The organism is Streptomyces sp. NPDC005402 (assembly GCF_040606575.1).
GTDB lineage: Bacteria > Actinomycetota > Actinomycetes > Streptomycetales > Streptomycetaceae > Streptomyces.
The window spans coordinates 184,973-198,381 of record NZ_JBEXFB010000002.1 but is presented as its reverse complement, the minus strand read 5'-3'; the positions used below and the strand labels follow the sequence as shown (position 1 = coordinate 198,381).

The 13,409-nt window shown below is 70.7% G+C and carries 12 protein-coding genes and 1 pseudogene; 10 read left to right on the top strand and 3 right to left on the bottom strand.

Going from position 1 to position 13,409, the window contains the following annotated elements:
• Positions 1-30: 30 nt before the first annotated feature.
• The 4 genes from ABZT02_RS04060 to ABZT02_RS04045 all read left to right on the top strand — a co-directional run bounded on the left by ABZT02_RS04060 (position 31) and on the right by ABZT02_RS04045 (position 4,413).
• Positions 31-855, top strand: coding sequence for a Tat pathway signal sequence domain protein (locus tag ABZT02_RS04060; protein ID WP_356013983.1), 825 nt, complete (start codon positions 31-33; stop codon positions 853-855).
• A gap of 59 nt (positions 856-914) precedes the next feature.
• Positions 915-2,234 carry a copper amine oxidase gene (locus tag ABZT02_RS04055; RefSeq protein WP_356013981.1) on the top strand — a complete coding sequence of 440 codons (1,320 nt, stop codon included), beginning with the start codon at positions 915-917 and terminating at the stop codon, positions 2,232-2,234.
• Between the two features lie 72 nt (positions 2,235-2,306).
• Positions 2,307-3,581, top strand: coding sequence for an SAV2148 family HEPN domain-containing protein (locus tag ABZT02_RS04050; RefSeq protein WP_356014576.1), 1,275 nt, complete (start codon positions 2,307-2,309; stop codon positions 3,579-3,581).
• Positions 3,582-3,690: 109 nt separating this feature from the next.
• Positions 3,691-4,413, top strand: a complete 723-nt coding sequence (locus ABZT02_RS04045) for a 3'-5' exonuclease (protein WP_356013979.1) — start codon at positions 3,691-3,693, stop codon at positions 4,411-4,413.
• Between the two features lie 7 nt (positions 4,414-4,420).
• Here ABZT02_RS04045 and ABZT02_RS04040 read toward each other — a convergent pair whose 3' ends face one another.
• Together ABZT02_RS04040 and ABZT02_RS04035 are read right to left on the bottom strand one after the other, a co-directional pair.
• Positions 4,421-4,942 (bottom strand): YbaK/EbsC family protein, encoded by a 522-nt coding sequence (locus ABZT02_RS04040; protein ID WP_356013978.1) that lies wholly within the window; start codon positions 4,940-4,942, stop codon positions 4,421-4,423.
• Positions 4,903-5,868, bottom strand: a complete 966-nt coding sequence (locus ABZT02_RS04035) for a DMT family transporter (protein WP_356013976.1) — start codon at positions 5,866-5,868, stop codon at positions 4,903-4,905. The genes ABZT02_RS04040 and ABZT02_RS04035 overlap by 40 nt, the downstream gene beginning before the upstream one ends.
• An 80-nt stretch (positions 5,869-5,948) precedes the next feature.
• Between ABZT02_RS04035 and ABZT02_RS04030 the strand changes: the two genes are divergently transcribed.
• Positions 5,949-6,854: a LysR family transcriptional regulator gene (locus ABZT02_RS04030; protein ID WP_356013974.1), complete on the top strand. Its 906-nt coding sequence runs from the start codon at positions 5,949-5,951 to the stop codon at positions 6,852-6,854.
• 31 nt (positions 6,855-6,885) lie between these two features.
• Here ABZT02_RS04030 and ABZT02_RS04025 read toward each other — a convergent pair whose 3' ends face one another.
• Positions 6,886-7,740: an aminoglycoside phosphotransferase family protein gene (locus tag ABZT02_RS04025; RefSeq protein ID WP_356013973.1), complete on the bottom strand. Its 855-nt coding sequence runs from the start codon at positions 7,738-7,740 to the stop codon at positions 6,886-6,888.
• 212 nt (positions 7,741-7,952) lie between these two features.
• Between ABZT02_RS04025 and ABZT02_RS04020 the strand changes: the two genes are divergently transcribed.
• The 5 genes and pseudogenes from ABZT02_RS04020 (at position 7,953) to mgt (ending at position 13,352) form a co-directional block, all read left to right on the top strand.
• Positions 7,953-8,888 carry a sugar ABC transporter permease gene (locus ABZT02_RS04020; RefSeq protein WP_356013971.1) on the top strand — a complete coding sequence of 312 codons (936 nt, stop codon included), beginning with the start codon at positions 7,953-7,955 and terminating at the stop codon, positions 8,886-8,888.
• Positions 8,885-9,718, top strand: a complete 834-nt coding sequence (locus tag ABZT02_RS04015; RefSeq protein WP_356013969.1) for a carbohydrate ABC transporter permease — start codon at positions 8,885-8,887, stop codon at positions 9,716-9,718. The genes ABZT02_RS04020 and ABZT02_RS04015 overlap by 4 nt, the downstream gene beginning before the upstream one ends.
• Positions 9,718-10,992 carry a sugar ABC transporter substrate-binding protein gene (locus tag ABZT02_RS04010; RefSeq protein ID WP_356013968.1) on the top strand — a complete coding sequence of 425 codons (1,275 nt, stop codon included), beginning with the start codon at positions 9,718-9,720 and terminating at the stop codon, positions 10,990-10,992. The genes ABZT02_RS04015 and ABZT02_RS04010 overlap by 1 nt, the downstream gene beginning before the upstream one ends.
• A 261-nt stretch (positions 10,993-11,253) precedes the next feature.
• Positions 11,254-12,030, top strand: coding sequence for an ErmE/ErmH/ErmO/ErmR family 23S rRNA (adenine(2058)-N(6))-methyltransferase (gene erm / locus ABZT02_RS04005; RefSeq protein WP_356013966.1), 777 nt, complete (start codon positions 11,254-11,256; stop codon positions 12,028-12,030).
• Between the two features lie 79 nt (positions 12,031-12,109).
• Positions 12,110-13,352 (top strand): annotated as a pseudogene (gene mgt / locus ABZT02_RS04000) (macrolide-inactivating glycosyltransferase).
• The last annotated feature ends 57 nt before the right edge of the window (positions 13,353-13,409 follow it).

The following is a 13,409-nucleotide window of genomic DNA, read 5'->3' as shown; positions in this document are numbered from 1 at the left end:
CCCGGAGTACCCGGGGAGTAGGGGGAAGATGTGCGCAAGATAGTGCACCGCCACCTCGGGAAGGTGGTGGCAGGTGCGGCCATCGCGGTGGCCGGGACCGCCGTGATGGTCGGGATCACCCTGCCGGGCACCGCGGGGGCGGACGACACGGGAGGCGGCAAAACGGCCTCGGGACAGTCCGCGGCGCAGGCCGGACAGGCCGCGGGCGCGGACGGGGCCGTCGCGCCCGGGGTCGTCGAAAAGGCGCCGGCCGCCGAGGGCGAGAAGGGCAAGGGCCGCGACCCGCTCACCGACGACGAGATCCAGCGGGTCGAGCAGCTCGCTGTGAACCCGCAGCTGATGAACGCGAGTGAGGACGTCGAGGGCGACCGCGGCCCCGAGCGCCTCACCGTGGACCTCGCCGACCCCAAGGTCGGCGAACTGGACGACCCGAACGCGCCCCGGCGCGCGAACGTGACGTTCTACGACTACCGGGACGACACCCTCGTCACCAGGACCGTCGACCTCGACAGCGGCAAGGTCGTCGCGACCGGCACCCAGCACGGCGTCCAGCCGCCGCTGAGCAGCGCCGAGTACGCGGAGGCCGCGAGCCTTCTGATCGCCGACCCGCTCGGCGCCGACCTGAAGGCCGACTACAAGGACGCCACCGACAAGGAACTCACCGACCCGAACCAGCTGCTGCTCACCGGCGCCGTGTACCGGGCCGTCCCGGGCGGGCAGCCGGCCGTGCTCGACAAGTGCGGCGAGCACCGCTGCGTGCGGCTGTTCCCGAAGGTGAAGAACGGCCCATGGATCGACGCCAGGGCCTTCGTGATCGATCTGAGCGCCCGCAAGGTCGCCAAGCTCGAGAGCTGATCCGCCCTCCCTCCGTCCAGTTTTCCCACCTGCTCCTTCCGCAAGGGAGTCATTTCTTCATGCGTGTCAACAGAATCAGCCGCGCGCGCAGGCACGCGGCCCTCGGCGTGTCCGTGGCCGCGCTGGCCGCCGGTGTCACGACCGGTGCGGGACCGGCCGCCGCCCAGCCGGGGGCCGCCGCCGCGGCCGCGGCGGAGTGCAGCGCCGCCTACAAGATCGAGCAGAAGCTCTCCAGCGGCACGACCTGGCGGATGTGCTGGCGCTACGACAGCAAGGCCGGGATGGTCCTGGAGAACATCTCCTACCAGCCCAAGGGCGAGGCCGCGCCCATCAAGGTCCTCAACAGCGCCCGGCTCGGCCAGATCCACGTCCCCTACGACGACGGCAGCGTCGAGTACGACGACCTGACGGGCTTCGGCTTCGCACAGGGCCTGATGAACCTGGACCCGGGCGAGTGCCCCGGCGGCACCATCAAGAGCGTCAAGGTCCCGGACTCCTGGGATCCGGACCGCGAAAACGTCAACGGCCTGTGCACCACGACCCGTTCCCGCGGCCACGCCTACCGCATGCAGGGCGACAGCGCGAACAAGGTCTACCAGGCCCAGGGCAAGGACCTGCTCGTCTACTCGGTCAACCAGGTCGGCTGGTACGAGTACATGACCGAGTGGCGCTTCCAGGACGACGGCACCATCTCCATGAACCTCGGCGCGACCGGCAGCCTCTCCTACGAGGACTACGACGCCGGCGACGGCCGCGGCTGGCCCATCGGCAAGGGCCCCCGCGCCCAGGCCACCAGCCACAGCCACAACGCCTTCTGGCGCCTGGACTTCGCCCTCGACGGCTCTTCCAAGAACCGGGTCGAGCAGTACGACTCCACGGTCACCGCGGCCGCCCAGGGCCAGCAGACCGCGACCGTCAAGACCACCCGCACCCCGGTCACCAAGGAACTCGCGGGCGACTCCAAGAGCTACCGCTGGTGGCGCATGGTCAGCGCGGTCGGCAAGAACAAGGACTGGCACCAGCGGTCGTACGAGATCGTCCCCGGTCCGAGCACCAAGTACCCGGGCCGCTCCTTCACCAAGCACGACGTGTACTTCACCGAGTACAACCCGTGCGAGCAGTTCGCCAGCAACAACACCGGTGACTGCGGGGCCGGAGCGGGCAAGTCCGTCGACAAGTGGGTCAACGGCCAGAGCCTCACCCACCCGGTGGTCTGGATGAACGTCGGCTTCCACCACATCGCCCGGGACGAGGACCAGCAGCCCATGCCGGTCCACTGGCAGGGATTCTCCATCGCCCCCAGGGATGTCACGGCTATGAACCCGCTCACTCCGGCCGAGCTCGCCGGGCAGAACGGGCACTGGGAATTCGGTAGTTGAGATTGACCCTGTCCATCCGGCTGCACCGCCGACCGCTCCCGGAGTACCCTTCCTTGATCGTTGGCAAGGGGAGTGCTCGGGGGAGCGGAAGGCGGTGCGCGGGTGGGCTCGGGAGGGCTGGAGTTGCCCCCTGGTGACGAGGGTCACGAGGGGAACTCCGCAGACGCCCCGCCCGGCACGGTGTCCCTGGCACGGCCGATGGACGCGGGAGCGACGATCGGGCCGGAGCTGGACTGGGACGCCGACGCCTGGCGCGAGGTACGCACGCGTGCGCAGCGGGCGGGCCGGGCCTACATCTGGCTGAACCTCGTCGAACAGCGGCTGCGGGCCGTCGTGGCCGCTGTTCTGCGTCCCATCTACGAACCCGTCCACGGCCATGACGACTGGGTGGTCGCCGCCGCCGGACCCGCCGGACAGGAGTGGGTCCAGCGCGCGGTCGCCGTCCGCGAGGTCAGCCGCCGCAAGGGCTATCTGCTCGACCCCGCCGACGACAACGTCCTCAGCTTCCTCACCCTGCCCCAGCTGCGCGAGCTGATGGTGCAGCACTGGCCGTGCTTCGAGCCCTACTTCGATGACCGCCGGGATGTCGAACTGGCCCTGGACGAGCTGGAGGTGACACGCAACGTCGTCTCCCGCAACCGGGCCCTGTCCGAGGCGGTCCTCGGCCAGGCCGAGCGCGCCTCCGCCAAGCTCCTCGAGATACTCGGCGCCGGCGGCGACGTGCCGTCCGCACGCCGGCTGCCCGTCGACGCGGTGGAGGACCTGGTCGGCGACCGGTACGCCGACGTGGTCGCCGTGCACCCCGACCGGGTGCGGCTGCTGCGCCAGTTTCCCGCCGAGGACATCTTCGGCGGCGCCCGTCGCCTCGACGCCGTCGGCATCGGCCTCAACCTCCTCGTGCAGAACTTCTCCGGCCGCCGTCTGGTGCGCCTCGCCGAGGCCGGTTGCCGGGTGCGGCTGCTCTTCCTGAACCCGGCCTCCAGCGCGGTCAAGCGGCGCGAGCGGGAACTGGGCATGAAGCGCGGCGAGTTGAGCCGGGCCGTCGAGATGAACATCCTGCACATGCGCCGGGTGCGGTCGAAACTGCGCGACCCGGGCGCCTTCGAGATCCAGGTCTACGACGACACCCCGCGCTTCACGGCCTACCTCGTGGACGGCGACGGTTCGGACGGCATTGCGGTCGTGCAGTCCTATCTGCGCCGGTCGCGGGGCATGGAGGCACCGGTCCTCGTGCTGCGCAACGGCAACCGGGTGGTCAAGGCGGGAGACGTGGACGACAGCGGCCTCTTCCCGACCTACCGCGAGGAGTTCGAGACGAACTGGGCGGATTCGCGACCGGTGTCCTGAACGTCCCACAGGGCAGGGCGCCAAGCGGAACGCGGCCCTCTGATTGTCAGTGGCGCATGGGAAGGTGGAGACCACTGGGGGAAAGCACCACCAAGAAGGGGGACCGCCCATGGGCTGGCACCGAGAGCTGCTGATCGGCTTCGACCTGGAGACCACCGGCACCGATCCGCGCGAGGCGCGCATCGTCACGGCGGCCGTGATCGAGGTCAGGGACGGGCAGCCCATAGGGCGCCGGGAGTGGCTGGCGGACCCGGGCATGGAGATCCCGGCGGACGCGGTGGCGGTGCACGGCATCAGCAACGAACGGGCGGCCGCCGAGGGCCGCCCCGCCGACCAGGTCGCCGACGCCATCGCGGACGTCCTCGCGACCTACTGGAAGACGGGCGTCCCGGTCGTCGCCTACAACGCCGCCTTCGACCTGAGCCTCCTCTCCGCCGAACTGCGCCGGTACGGCCTGCCGTCCCTGCGTGAGCGCCTGGGTGGCCTCGACCCGGCCCCGGTCATCGATCCGTACACCATCGACCGCTCGGTGGACCGCTACCGCCGCGGCAAGCGCAACCTCGAAGCGGTCTGCACGGAGTACGGTGTCGCGCTCGACGCCGCCCACGACGCCTGTGCCGATGCCCTCGCCGCGGCCCGGCTGGCCTGCGCGATAGCCGACCGTCACCCCAAGGTCGCGGCCCTCGGCCCGGCGGACCTGCACCGTCGTCAGATCGAGTGGTACGCGGAATGGGCGGCGGACTTCCAGGACTTCCTGCGCCGCAAGGGCGACGCGGCGGCGGTGATCGACGGCACCTGGCCGCTGCGCGAGCCTGCCGACGAGACGGTGTGAGCGGGCGTCACCCCGGCAGCGCATCCGAGAGCGGCGGGCTCGCGATCGGCTCCACCCGGGGCCCGGCCAACCGCCCGTAGTCGGCCCCCGACATGCACAGCGACCGGTCCAGCCGGGCGGCGTTGAAGTACATCCGGGGCTGCTTCACGACATCCGGATCGGCGACGACCTCCAGCTCGGGATCGAAGCTGAACGGCAGGACCGTGCCGGGGATCGCGCGGGCCAGCCGCTCGGCGGTCTCCGCATCGCTGAACCCGACGTAGCGCGCCGCGAACAGCGTCCGGATCGCGTCCAGGTCCACGCGCCGGTCGCCGGGGACGACCGCGAGGACATGCCGGGTGGTCCGGCGGTCCACCTTGACCCGCAGCACGATGCACTTCGCGGCCTCGGAGGAGGGGTGTCCGCGCAGCGCGCACACGGCCTCGGTGGTGCCCTCGGGTTCGTGGTCGATGAGCCGGTACTCGACGGAGGAGGTGTCGAGCAGGGAGATCAGACGGTGGTAGGTGTCGTGGGCGCCGTCGCCGGGCATCGGGTGTCCTCTTCGATGGGGTGAACTTCGGTGCGGGGGAGGGAAGTCGCGCGGTGGGCGCGTTCCACCGACTGCCCCCAGTAGGTGCCGGTGATCATCATGACCGCTCCGAGTCCGGTCAGTGCGGTGAAGTGCTCGCCGCCCAGGGCGACTCCGGCCGCCGCGGCCCAGATCGGCTCGGTGCCCAGCAGCAGACTGGCCCGGCTGGCCGAGGTGCGCTGCACCGCCCAGGTCTGGGCGAGAAAGGCGAACACACTGCAGAACAGGGCGAGGTAGAGCAGCTGCGTCCAGGTTGCCGAGTCCGCGTGGGCCAGCAGCGGGAGGTCGCGCGAGGCCAAGGGGAGGAACAGGGCGGTGCCGACGAGGGTCTGCACGGTGGTGAGGTGCAGTGGCCGAATCGCCCGGCGGGCGGTGAGCCGGCCGACGAGTGCGACATGGCCGGCCCGGACGACCGCGGCGCCGAGCATCAGCAGGTCGCCGAGGCGGGGTGCGTGGAAGCCGTTGCCCGCCATGAGGAGGCCGACGGCCAGGACGCAGACACCGGCCGCGGCGTAGAACACGGGCGGCAGACCGCCCCGGTGACCGGTGCGGTCGAGGAGGGGGGTGAGGACGATGGTCAGGCTGATGATGAGCCCGGCGTTGGCGGCGCTGGTGTGGGCGACACCGTAGGTCTCGACGACCAGGACGGCGGCCTGGGTGAGGCCCAGAGGAATCCCCGCCCGCAGCTCCTCCCGGGTCCATCGGCGCGGCCCTCGGCCGGGGGAGACGACGACTCCCAGGCAAGCGAGGGCGGACAGGGCGTAGCGGGCGAAGAGCACCAGCAGGACAGGCAGAGCGGACGTCGCGGTCTGGGCCGAGAGATAACTCGAACCCCAGACGATCGCGACCAGCAGGAGTACCACGTCGGTACGGCGGGCGTCGGACACCCGCCCACCCTGCACCCAGCTGTCTCTGAAGCCCAGAGCCAGTTCCTTAAACGATCTTTTAGTACTCCTACACTGTCGTGATGGACGAACGACAGCTGCGGATCCTGCGGGAACTCGGCGAACTGGGCAGCGTCACCGCGGTCGCGGAGGCGCTTCTTGTGACCCCGTCGGCGATCTCGCAGCAGCTGAGGCTGTTGCAGCGTTCGGTGAAGGTGCCGCTGACCGAGCGGGACGGCAGGCGGCTGGTGCTCACGGACGCCGGGCAGGCGCTGGCGGGCGCGGCCATCGAGGTGGAGACGGCGCTGGCCCGCGCGCGGCACACGGTCGAGGAGTTCGTGGACCGCCCCGGGGGCGAGGTCTCGGTGGCGGCCTTCCACAGCGCGGGCGCCGCCTTCTTCCCGCTGCTGCTGCGCGCCCTCGCCGATCCCGGCGCCCCCGTGCCGAGGCTGGCCGACGAGGACGTCCCGCAGGAGGACTTCCCCCGCCTCACCCGCGAGTACGACATCGTCCTGGCCCACCGCCTCGACCATGCCCCCGCCTGGCCGCCCACGGTGACGGCCACCACGCTCCTGCGTGAACCACTGGACGTGGCCATGCCCACGGATCACCCCTTGGCGGCCAGGCGCCGGGTGACTCCGGCTGACGTGGCCGGCGAACCCTGGATCACCGTCCACGACGGGTTCCCGGTCATGGCCACCATCGAGGCGATCGCGGCGGCAGCGGGCCACCGCCTGCATCTGGCCCACCGCATCAATGAGTTCGCGGTGGCGGCGGAGGCGGTGGCGGCGGGCGGCGGCCTGGCGTTGATGCCCCGCTGGACGATGCCCCGGCATCCGGCGCTGGTACTGAGACCCCTGAGCGGCGTCCGGGCAAGGCGCCACATCGACGCGCTCTACCGCCCGGAGCGCACGGCCCGGAGCGCGGTCCGCACCGTTCTCGCGGAACTGAGACGGGCGGCACGAACCATCCAAGGACCAGGTGGCTGACTCAGGGGAGAGGCCCGCTCCAGCTCACCGGTCAGAACGCATACCACCGCACCGTCTCGTCGCCGTCCCGCAACGAAGCCACCCGCCGTTCGAACTCGGCCAACGCCTTGGGATTCGACGGCGCATGCTGCGCGACCCACGCACAGCTGGCCGTCTCCCGGGCCCCCCGAAGCACCGAACATCCCTCCCACTCCCGCACATCCCACCCATAGGCGGAGACGAACGCGTCATAGGCCTCGGCAGGCACCCCGTACCGGTCCCGGGAAAGAGCCATGACCACCAGATCGTGCTCCCGCAGATCGGCGGAGAACGTCTCCAGATCGACGAGAACCGGCCCGTCCGGCCCCACATGAACATTGCGGGGCAGCGCGTCCCCATGGATCGGCCCCGGCTCCAGATGAGGGGTCACCGCAGCCGCGGCCGCCGCGAAGCCGTCCCGCCGCTCCCGCAGATACGCCGCGTCGGCGGGGTCGATCGCGTCCCCCGCAAGCCGTAGCCACCGCTCGACACCCCCCAGCAGCTCCCGGGGAGGCAGGACGAAGGACGGCGAGGGCAGCGCGTGCACCACCCGCAACAGTTCGGCCAAATCCCGCGGGTCGGCGGGCCGTACGGCATCGGGGAGCCGGTGCCACAGCGTCACCGGATGTCCCTCGACCAACCGTGCCTTCGGCTCGGCCGCCCGTACCGCCGGCACCCCCGCCTCCGCCAGCCAGACCGCGATGTCCAGTTCGCGGCGCGCCCGGTCCAGGAGCTCGGCGTCGCGCCCCACTTTGACGACCAGGTCACCGGCGGCGAAGACGGCGTTCTCGCCCAGGGCGAGCAGGTGTGCCGAGCCCGCCGACACTCCCGCCGCGGCCAGTACGTCCCGCGCCCGTGCCTCGTCCATCGTCCGGCCTCCCGGTCCCGGCATGTCGTGCATGCCCGTGTATTGCCACCGCGAACGGCGTCGAGTTCACGCCATCGCCCGGCCAGTCTCGCATTCCCACAGGTGGGCCGGTGTGCACGCTGCCTTGACGGCGCATACCCCCTTCACGACCATGACGGAGGCCCAGGCCAGGAGGGCCGGATCGTCACGAGCCGTGCGAAGGAGCCGATGACGTGACCTTGGTGACCGCGACGGAGCGGTCGGCGCAGGGCGCACCGCGCGCCGAGGGGGGCCGTCGCCCTTCCGACCGCGGGGCCTGGTTCCTGGTGCTGCCCGCGCTGATCCCCATCCTGGTGCTGAGCGTGGGGCCCCTGCTGTACGGGATCTCGCTGGCCTTCACCGACGCCCAGTCGGGCCGGACCCGGGCCACCCAGTGGATCGGCGGACTCAACTTCCAGGATCTGCTGCACGACACGCTGTTCTGGGAGTCGTTCCGGATCGGCCTGGTGTGGGCGGTCGGTGTGACCGTCCCGCAGTTCCTGCTGGCCCTCGGCCTCGCCCTCCTGCTCGACCAGGACCTCAGACTGCGCTGGCTCGCCCGCGCCCTCGCGATCATCCCCTGGGCCATGCCCGAGGTCGTCGTCGGCGTCATGTGGCGGCTCGTCTACAACCCGGACGCCGGTGTCCTCAACGAGACGCTCCGCTCCCTCGGCCTCGGCGACGGCCGCGACTGGCTCAGTGGCCTGTCCACCGCCCTGCCCGCCGTGATCGTCGTCGGCGTCTGGGCCGGAATGCCCCAGACGACGGTCACCCTGCTCGCCGGCCTCCAGAACACCCCGCGGGAACTCCACGAGGCTGCCGCGATGGACGGCGCGGGCGCCTGGCGAAGATTCCGCACGGTCACCTGGCCCGCCCTCAGACCGGTCGCCCTCGCGATCACCGCGCTCAACCTCATCTGGAACTTCAACTCGTTCGCCCTGGTGTACGTCCTGACCAGCGGCGGACCCGGCGGCCGCACCCGCCTGCCGATGCTCTTCGCCTACGAAGAGGCCTTCCGTTACGGCCAGTTCGGCTACGCGGCAGCCATGGGCTGTGTGATGGTCGCCGTCGTCTCCGTCCTCCTCGCCCTCTTCCTGGTGGGCCGGCTGAAGGGAGGTGACGAGGCATGAGGACCAGCACCACCGGCCGGGTCGGCCAGTACGCCGCCCTCCTCGCCTATCTCGTCTTCCTCGCCTTCCCCTTCCTCTGGCTGGTCTCCACCGCCTTCAAGTCCCCGCGCGAACTGGGCAGTCTGCACCCCACCTGGATCCCCCGGGACCCGACCCTCGACAACTTCCGTCAGGCCTTCGACGAACAGCCCCTGCTGCGCGCCGCCGGAAACTCCCTGCTCGCCGCGTCCGCCGCCGCCGTGATCGCCGTACTGATCGCGACCCCGCTCGCCTACGTCATGGCCCGCCGGCGCACCCGGCTCGCGAAGGCCGCCACGGGCTGGGTGGTGGTCAGCCAGGCGTTCCCGCTCGTGCTGGTGATCATCCCGCTGTTCCTGGTGCTGAAGAACCTCCGGCTGATCAACTCCCTTGCGGGACTGGTGCTGGTGTACGTCGTGTGGGCGCTGCCGTTCGCGCTGTGGATGCTCGTCGGATACGTCCGTGCCGTGCCGACCGAGCTGGAGGAGGCGGCGGCCGTCGACGGGGCCGGACGCCTCAGGACCCTGGTGTCGGTGACGGCGCCGCTGCTCGCGCCGGGGATCGTGGCCACGGCTCTGTTCGCGTTCATCACCGCGTGGAACGAGTTCTTCTTCGCCCTGGTGCTGCTGAAGACCGCGGACAAACAGACCCTGCCGGTCGTCCTCACGCACTTCATCGGAGCGGAGGGCGTCGCCGACCTCGGCCCGCTGGCGGCGGCCGCCTTCCTCGCCACCCTGCCTTCGCTGATCATCTTCGCGATCATCCAACGGTGGATCACGGGAGGCATGTTGGCCGGGGCGGTGAAGAGCTGATGCGCGCACGATGGTTCGTGGGAGTCCTGCTCCTGCTCCTGGCCGGGTGCACCGGCACGAGCACGTCCGAGGACGGTCGCATCACCCTGCGCTTCCAGTCCCTCGCGTGGCAGGAGGAGTCCGTCGAGGCGAACCAGGAACTCGTGAAGGAGTGGAACGCCACCCACCCGGACGTCAAGGTCGATTACGTGCAGGGAAGTTGGGACAGCGTCCACGACCAGCTGCTCACCTCCTTCGAGGGCGGGGAGGCGCCCGACATCATCCATGACGCCTCCGACGACCTCGCGGACTTCGCCTACGGCGGCTATCTCGCGGACCTCAAGGACCTGCTGCCCCAGCGGCTCAAGACGGACATTCCGCAGCGGAGTTGGGAGACCGCCACCTTCGGCGACGGTGTCTACGGCGTGCCCTTCCTCCAGGAACCCCGCGTGCTCATCGCCAACGCCGACTGGATGAAGGAGTCCGGCGTGCGCATCCCGACCCCCGAACACCCCTGGAGCTGGCCGGAGTTCCGGCGGATCACCGAACAGCTCAGCGGCGACGGCACGTACGGCGTGGCGTGGCCGCTCAAGGAGCCCGTCTCCGCGACCCTCAACCTGTCGCTGTCGGCGGCCGGACAGCTCTTCCACCGGGGTGCCGACGGAAAGGTCACTATTCGTTTCGAGAAGGCCGACGAGACCGTGCCCCGCACCATCCGCGACCAGGCGAACACCGATCACAGCGCCTCGCCCACCACGCTCGGCAGCGGCGGCTCCGACACCCTGCCCGGCTTCTTCGGCGGCAAGTACGCGATGGTCCCGCTCGGGTTCTCCTACCGTCAGCAGATCGCGCAGCAGGCGCCGAAGGGCTTCCGGTGGCAGGTGCTGCCCGCCCCGGCCGGTACCGACGGGCTCACCCAGGGCGTCAGCCCGCAGACCCTGTCCGTCGCCGAGGACAGCCCGCACAAGAAGGAGGCCGCCGCGTTCATCGACTTCCTGCTCCGGCCGAAGAACATGGTCCGGCTGGCGCTGGGGGACTGGATGCTGCCCACCGTAACCGCGGCCCTGAAGGACCCCGCCCTGCACACCGCGAAGGACGGCTGGGCGACGGGAACCGCCCTCGCCTCACACCTTCGGTCGGCCCCCGCGCAGTCCGTCCGGGGCTACCCGGAGTGGAAGGACAAGGTGGCCACCCCCGCCTTCCAGGAGTACTACAGCGGGGCGATCGGCCTCGGTGAGCTGCGCGAACGGCTGGAGGAGGACGGGAACCTGGTGCTGGCCCGCTACCAGCGTTGAAAAACCGGTTGTCCCTGCCGGCCGGGCCGCCCTAGCGTTCCGTCCGTGGCAGCGAACAACGCGATCCGTTTCTCCGGTCTCGGCCGGGGCTTCACGCACTCCGTACGGATGCGGCGTGGCCCCGGAGCCCTGACCGGCCCGGGGAGCCACGCCCGCCGCTGATCACACGCGGCCAGGTTCGTCCCGCACCCACTCTCCTGTCTTCCGGTCAGGGCCTTCGTCTGCCCTTTTCCCGCACCCGGAAGACAAGGACCGCAGGCCATGGCCCGCCCCTCGCGTGTTTCCCGCGCCCTCTCGCAGAACTTCCTCGCCGACCGTGCGGCCGCCGCACGCTTCGCGAAGGTCGCCGTACCGCACCCGGAAGCCCCGCTCGTCCTCGAAGTCGGCGCCGGCAAAGGCGCCTTGACGGAACTGCTCGCACCGCGCTGCCGCAGGCTGCTCGCCTACGAGATCGACGAACGGCTCGCTTCGGCCCTCGACGCCCGCTTCTCCGGCACGCCTCAAGTCGACGTGATCGGCGCCGACTTCCTCGCGGCCCGCCCGCCCCGTACGGCCTTCTCGGTCGTCGGGAACGTCCCGTTCTCCCGTACGGCCGCGATCGTCGACTGGTGTCTGAGGGCTCCCGCGCTCACCGACGCGACGCTTCTCACGCAGCTGGAGTACGCCCGCAAACGCACGGGGGACTACGGCAGTTGGACCTTGCTGACGGTTCTGAACTGGCCCCGGTACGAGTGGCGTCTGCTGGGGCGGGTCGGGCGGCGCAGTTTCCGGCCCGTTCCGCGCGTGGACGCGGGGATCCTCCGGATGGAGCGGCGCCGTACCCCACTGCTCGACTCCGTCGCTCTGCAGGGGTGGCGGGACCTGGTGGAGCTCGGTTTCTCCGGTGTCGGAGGCTGCCTGTATGCCTCCCTGCGCCGGGCCCACCCTCGGCGGCGGGTGGACGCGGGCTTTCACCGCGCACGGCTCGACCGCCATGTACTCGTCGGCGAGGTGACGCCCGAGCAGTGGCTGCGCCTGAGTGAGGTGCTGGCGCCATGACGTGATGTGTTGTCCGTCGTCTGCGGCGGCGTGGGGGCTGGTCGCGCAGTTCCCCGCGCCCCCATTCGCGCTTCGCGCGATCCTAAAGACATTGCACGAGACGTATCGTCTCGCTTAGGGTCGGCGTCATGACCCCTCCCTCACACATCGCCATGTTCTCCATCGCCGCGCACGGCCACGTGAACCCCAGCCTCGAGGTGGTGCGCGAGCTTGTGGCGCGCGGGCACCGGGTCACGTACGCCGTGCCGCCCCTGTTCGCCGATAAGGTCGCCGAGACCGGTGCCGAGGTGAAGCCGTGGAACTCGACCCTGCCCGGACCCGACGACGACCCGGCGGCCTGGGGCACCGAACTGCTCGACCACGTGGAGCTCTTCCTCGCCGACGCGATCCAGGCACTGCCGCAGCTGACCGAGGCGTACGACGGTGACGAACCGGACCTCGTCCTGCACGACATCACGGCCTACCCGGCCCGCGTCCTCGCCCACCGCTGGGGCGTCCCCGCGATCTCCCTCTCGCCGAATCTCGTCGCCTGGCAGGGCTACGAGGAGGAGGTCGCCGAGCCCCTGTGGTCCGAGCCGAAGAGCACCGAACGGGGCCAGGCCTACTACGCCCGTTTCCAGAACTGGCTGCGGGAGAACGGGATCGACCTGCACCCCGATCCCTTCGTCGGCCGTCCCGACCGCTCCCTCGTCCTGATCCCCAGGGCGCTTCAACCGAACGCCGACCGCGTCGACGAGAGCGTGTACACCTTCGTCGGCGCCTGTCAGGGGGACCGAAGTTCCCAGGGGGAGTGGCAGCGCCCGGCCGCGGCCGAGAAGGTGGCGCTCGTCTCCCTCGGCTCCTCCTTCACCAAGCGGCCCGACTTCTACAAGGAATGCCTCAAGGCCTTCGGCGACCTCCCCGGCTGGCACCTCGTGCTCCAGGTCGGCAAGCACGTCGATCCGGCCGAGCTGGGCGCCGTACCGGAGAACGTCGAAGTGTGCTCCTGGGTACCGCAGTTGGCGGTGCTCAGGCAGGCCGACCTGTTCGTCACGCACGCCGGCGCGGGCGGCAGCCAGGAGGGACTGGCGACCGCCACGCCGATGATCGCCGTACCGCAGGCCGTGGACCAGTTCGGCAACGCCGACATGCTCCAGGGCCTCGGGGTCGCCCGCCGGATCGACACGGAGGACGCGACCGCGATGGTCCTGCGAGAAGCGGCTCTCGCGCTCCTCGGCGACCCCGAGGTCGCCCGCAGGCTCAAGGAGGTCCAGGCGGGGATGGCCCAGGAGGGCGGCACGCGCAGGGCCGCCGATCTCATCGAGGCGGAACTGCGCGCATGAGTGAGGGCCCGTTGGCTCCCCGGTGACCAACGGGCCCTCAGTACAAGGGGGTTCAGC

What these genes read in the sequence shown, in the direction of transcription:
- ABZT02_RS04055 (WP_356013981.1), top strand. Translation starts at nt 915, where the DNA reads ATGCGTGTCAACAGAATCAGCCGCGCGCGCAGGCACGCGGCCCTCGGC.
- ABZT02_RS04045 (WP_356013979.1), top strand. Translation starts at nt 3,691, where the DNA reads ATGGGCTGGCACCGAGAGCTGCTGATCGGCTTCGACCTGGAGACCACC.
- ABZT02_RS04040 (WP_356013978.1), bottom strand. Translation starts at nt 4,942, where the DNA reads ATGCCCGGCGACGGCGCCCACGACACCTACCACCGTCTGATCTCCCTG.
- ABZT02_RS04030 (WP_356013974.1), top strand. Translation starts at nt 5,949, where the DNA reads ATGGACGAACGACAGCTGCGGATCCTGCGGGAACTCGGCGAACTGGGC.
- ABZT02_RS04025 (WP_356013973.1), bottom strand. Translation starts at nt 7,740, where the DNA reads ATGGACGAGGCACGGGCGCGGGACGTACTGGCCGCGGCGGGAGTGTCG.
- ABZT02_RS04015 (WP_356013969.1), top strand. Translation starts at nt 8,885, where the DNA reads ATGAGGACCAGCACCACCGGCCGGGTCGGCCAGTACGCCGCCCTCCTC.
- ABZT02_RS04010 (WP_356013968.1), top strand. Translation starts at nt 9,718, where the DNA reads ATGCGCGCACGATGGTTCGTGGGAGTCCTGCTCCTGCTCCTGGCCGGG.
- erm (WP_356013966.1), top strand. Translation starts at nt 11,254, where the DNA reads ATGGCCCGCCCCTCGCGTGTTTCCCGCGCCCTCTCGCAGAACTTCCTC.